The organism is Bartonella sp. LB28NMGDW, from assembly GCF_042194435.1.
Lineage (GTDB): Bacteria > Pseudomonadota > Alphaproteobacteria > Rhizobiales > Rhizobiaceae > Bartonella > Bartonella grahamii.
Map to the genome: position 1 here is coordinate 1 of NZ_JBHIMX010000049.1, position 3,337 is coordinate 3,337.

At 40.0% G+C, this 3,337-nt stretch carries 2 protein-coding genes and 1 pseudogene; all 3 read right to left on the minus strand.

All coding sequences use genetic code 11. From position 1 onward, the window contains the following. Positions 1–275 (minus strand): transglycosylase SLT domain-containing protein (locus ACFIKG_RS08810; RefSeq protein WP_375652148.1); only part of this gene is annotated, 275 nt, incomplete at its 3' end. Continuing rightward, a complete protein-coding gene (locus tag ACFIKG_RS08815) occupies positions 272–2,437 on the minus strand; it encodes a glycine zipper family protein (protein WP_375637086.1) in 2,166 nt (721 codons plus the stop codon). The genes ACFIKG_RS08815 and ACFIKG_RS08810, both read right to left, overlap by 4 nt. Positions 2,438–2,443: 6 nt before the next feature. After that, positions 2,444–3,337, minus strand: a pseudogene (locus ACFIKG_RS08820) (hypothetical protein); the annotation flags it as partial.

Below are 3,337 nucleotides of genomic sequence, written 5' to 3' on the forward strand. Positions count from 1 at the left end.
CCCAACAGACGGCTTAAATGATTGCGATTATCAAGTGTCAACCGCCCCATGGCATCTGCCGCTTGCATGGGGTCAAACCTATCCTGCAAACCATATTGTTTGGCGGTGCTATCGATAAATTGATACAAACCACCAGCAGAAGAGCGGGGATTCCTTGCATTCGGATTGCCTCCACTTTCAACTTGCGCAACACGGTATAAATAACTCTCTGGCAAACCATATCGCACTGCCGTCTGCCGTATCGCTTGATTAACAGCAGGACTATAACGGGTCATTGAACCTTACTCCTTAAAAATCTTCCCGCTTCTCCTGCCATTACCGAAGAAATGAAATGCCACAAATGGTCACTAACGATTCCTGCTTTATGTAATCGTATAAATCTTTGTAACATTTGAGCAACTTCCTGCTGGTTCATACCTTTAACGCCAAAAGTTGCTAATTTCGCTATATCTCGTTCAAGTATTTGTCTCTCTTTTTGAGGTAATTTCCTAATCGTATCAGATAAAATATTTTGTGTAATCTTTGCCCCTGCACGTGCTGTACTAACTTTCCCGTACGGTAGATTAACACCTGTTAAATAATTAGGTTCGGGCGTTCCCTGAAACGGTTTTAGGGCTCTTTGCGCCGCATCTTCATAGAACCTTTCATCCTCTACAGCTTTTCTAAACCCATGAATGTTTTTAGAGCTTAAAGATCTGCTTAGATTATCTGACATACGACCCGTTTGTAAAATATTCGAAAGTCTATTAACAGGACGCGAACCTTTTAATAGATCATCAATATAGTCTCTCATCCCTACATGATAAGTATTGAGACCACTAGACATTGCTCCTTTACGAAGACCTTCTTTAATCCCCTCTCCAGAAACATCTCTCTGTACAATGTTTTTGCCTTGTTCTATCGCTTCTTGAAAACCTTTATATTTTTCTACACTAGCCCGCGCTGCTTTGTAAGTAGAGGAGATTTCATCCGTTATCTTTACCAAATTATTCTTAAGTATTTGGTACCCTGTAGCCTTTTGTTTATCACCAAAATTCCGGGACTTTTCGATTAAATCATCAATAGATTTCTTCGTTTGATCTAATAACGCCATTGTGGGTTTATAGTTTATATGGATAAAATCTTTATCATAAAATCGTTGAGCAATTGCTGTGCGCGGGTCTCCTTCTAAGGTGTCAACTGCTTCTTTTACAGCGTTTTGAAACCATTTATTTTTGAAAAGCCTATTAAGAGCTGGATAATGCTTTTTTGCTATGGGAGTTTGCATTGCTTCTGCATAAAGATGTTTATATTCTTTTTCTCCTTGCTCTTGAAGCACCCTTTTTAAAACTTTCGTATCTTGAAGAGGTGTAATGTTTTCATCTGCCGATTGACCAATACGGTGAATAGCATTCTGCACTCGTTCCCCATGTGCTCCTTTCAAAAGTTCAGAAACATGCACATTTGTCTTCCCCATATTCGCAAGGGATACTTCTAAATTTGGACTAATATCTGTCAAAAATGCATGGCGGGGCGCAGAGCCAAGACGCTCTGCAACATTCTCAACACCATCATCATATAATGTTTTTGCAACTTCCCTAACGGCTTTGGTTTCAACTTCCTTATGAGCAGGATTAAAACGCCCTCCTTTCATAAAGGGAATATAGGGAACATGTTGCAATCCCCTTGCCATTTTTTTTGTACCCCAAGAAGCAACTGTACCGGCAAGAGAACCAACAGGACCAGCTACTGTTCCAATACCACCACCAAACCCTGCCGATATAAGACGACCAGAAAGCCCCTCTCCCGCCCCTGAACCATGTAAAGCTCCTGAACCTGCTCCTAAAAGCGCCGCATTACCAAGATTTCTAAGTGTTGACATATGCTTTGCAAGAGCCAAAGCCCTTAATGGAGGCACAAAAAGTGAGAGTCCTGTCGGTACAAGTGAACCAACAGCATAAGCTATAGAGGACCAAATAGGATATTTCTCTTGCAAAGCTTTTTGGTAAGCACGTTCCTTGGCTACCCGTCTATTATATATCTCCTCTGCTTTCTTATCACCACGCCAATAATCTATAAAACCCGATTCATTCGCTGCTTTCATCTCGTCAAAATAATCTGCCATCGCACCAGACGCGCTATTTCTCATAACAGCATTCCGCCACGTAAGATCTTTATCATCAAATGAAAAATCATCTGTTGTAGTTGATTGATCTTTTGTGTTTTGTTGACTTTCAGAAAAAGAATTAGATAGCTTCGCAATCTCAGCAGGATCTTCAACTACGCGGAAACGTTTCCCATTCTTAGCATATACATATTGAGATGAAGATGAACTGTTAGCATGTAACTTTATAATTTTTTCAATCTCAGCAGGATCTTCAACTACGCGAAAACGCTTCCCATTCTTGGCATATACATATTGAGAACGCATCTTCTCAGAAATGTTATAAGGGTCCATTACTATTTAATCCTCAACCAAAAATTTACCACTAGAACTGTCCCTAAAATAAGGTACGTTATCCTTAATAGATGCCTCTTCTAAACTCATCTTTGGTATATTTATCAAATTCCCTTGTGATAGTTGCGAACCACTTCCAAATGCTTCATCCACATCCGCAGCTGTTATGTTATCATTCATCAAAATAGCTAATTGCGCATCTGTTGCTTTGTTATAAATCTCCTGTAAACGTTGCAAATTCCTTATAAGCTCTTGAGGAGATAAACTCTGTTGCAAAGCAACATAAACATTTTCTAATCTTACACCTTCCTTATCAGTCAAATTACCCAATCCTGAAGCACCATTAGGTGATAGCGCTTTAATCCTCTCTAGCCTGTGAAGCATTGCTCCTCCCCTGATTGTTTCAAGATGATCCCTTAAACGTGCTGCCGGTGTGTTCCACAAATTCTGTAAAAATTGACCAATTGGACCAGTAGATGACTTAGGATTTTCCTTAAGTATCTCAAGAGCCGAATTTATTGCATGTGATGTACTTTCTCTCATAATTTTCGCATCTACTATTTGTAATTTTTTCAACTGTTCACGCTTTTGCATATCTTCATGTGCTTTTCCACCTTCAACCGTAACATATCTATATCCACCTGGTGCATTAGGATCTTCCACAAGCATCCTACCGTCATTGGTAAATTGTGGATTCTTGTTTCCACCGTTGATCGTTTGTGCCAAAAACGCATTCAACGCATCTTTATTCCCAGCCATGAACCGCGCCTCTTCTTCACTGTACCCTTTAGATTTTAGATACTCGACAGTCTGGTTAACCTGTCCTCTTTTTTCTCTTTCCATATCACCACGACGAAGATTCATAGCTGCATTCGCTAAACTTTGTGCTATCGTCCCATC

Coding starts and splice junctions, on each gene's coding strand:
- ACFIKG_RS08815 (WP_375637086.1), bottom strand. CDS start 2,437: ATGGACCCTTATAACATTTCTGAGAAGATGCGTTCTCAATATGTATAT.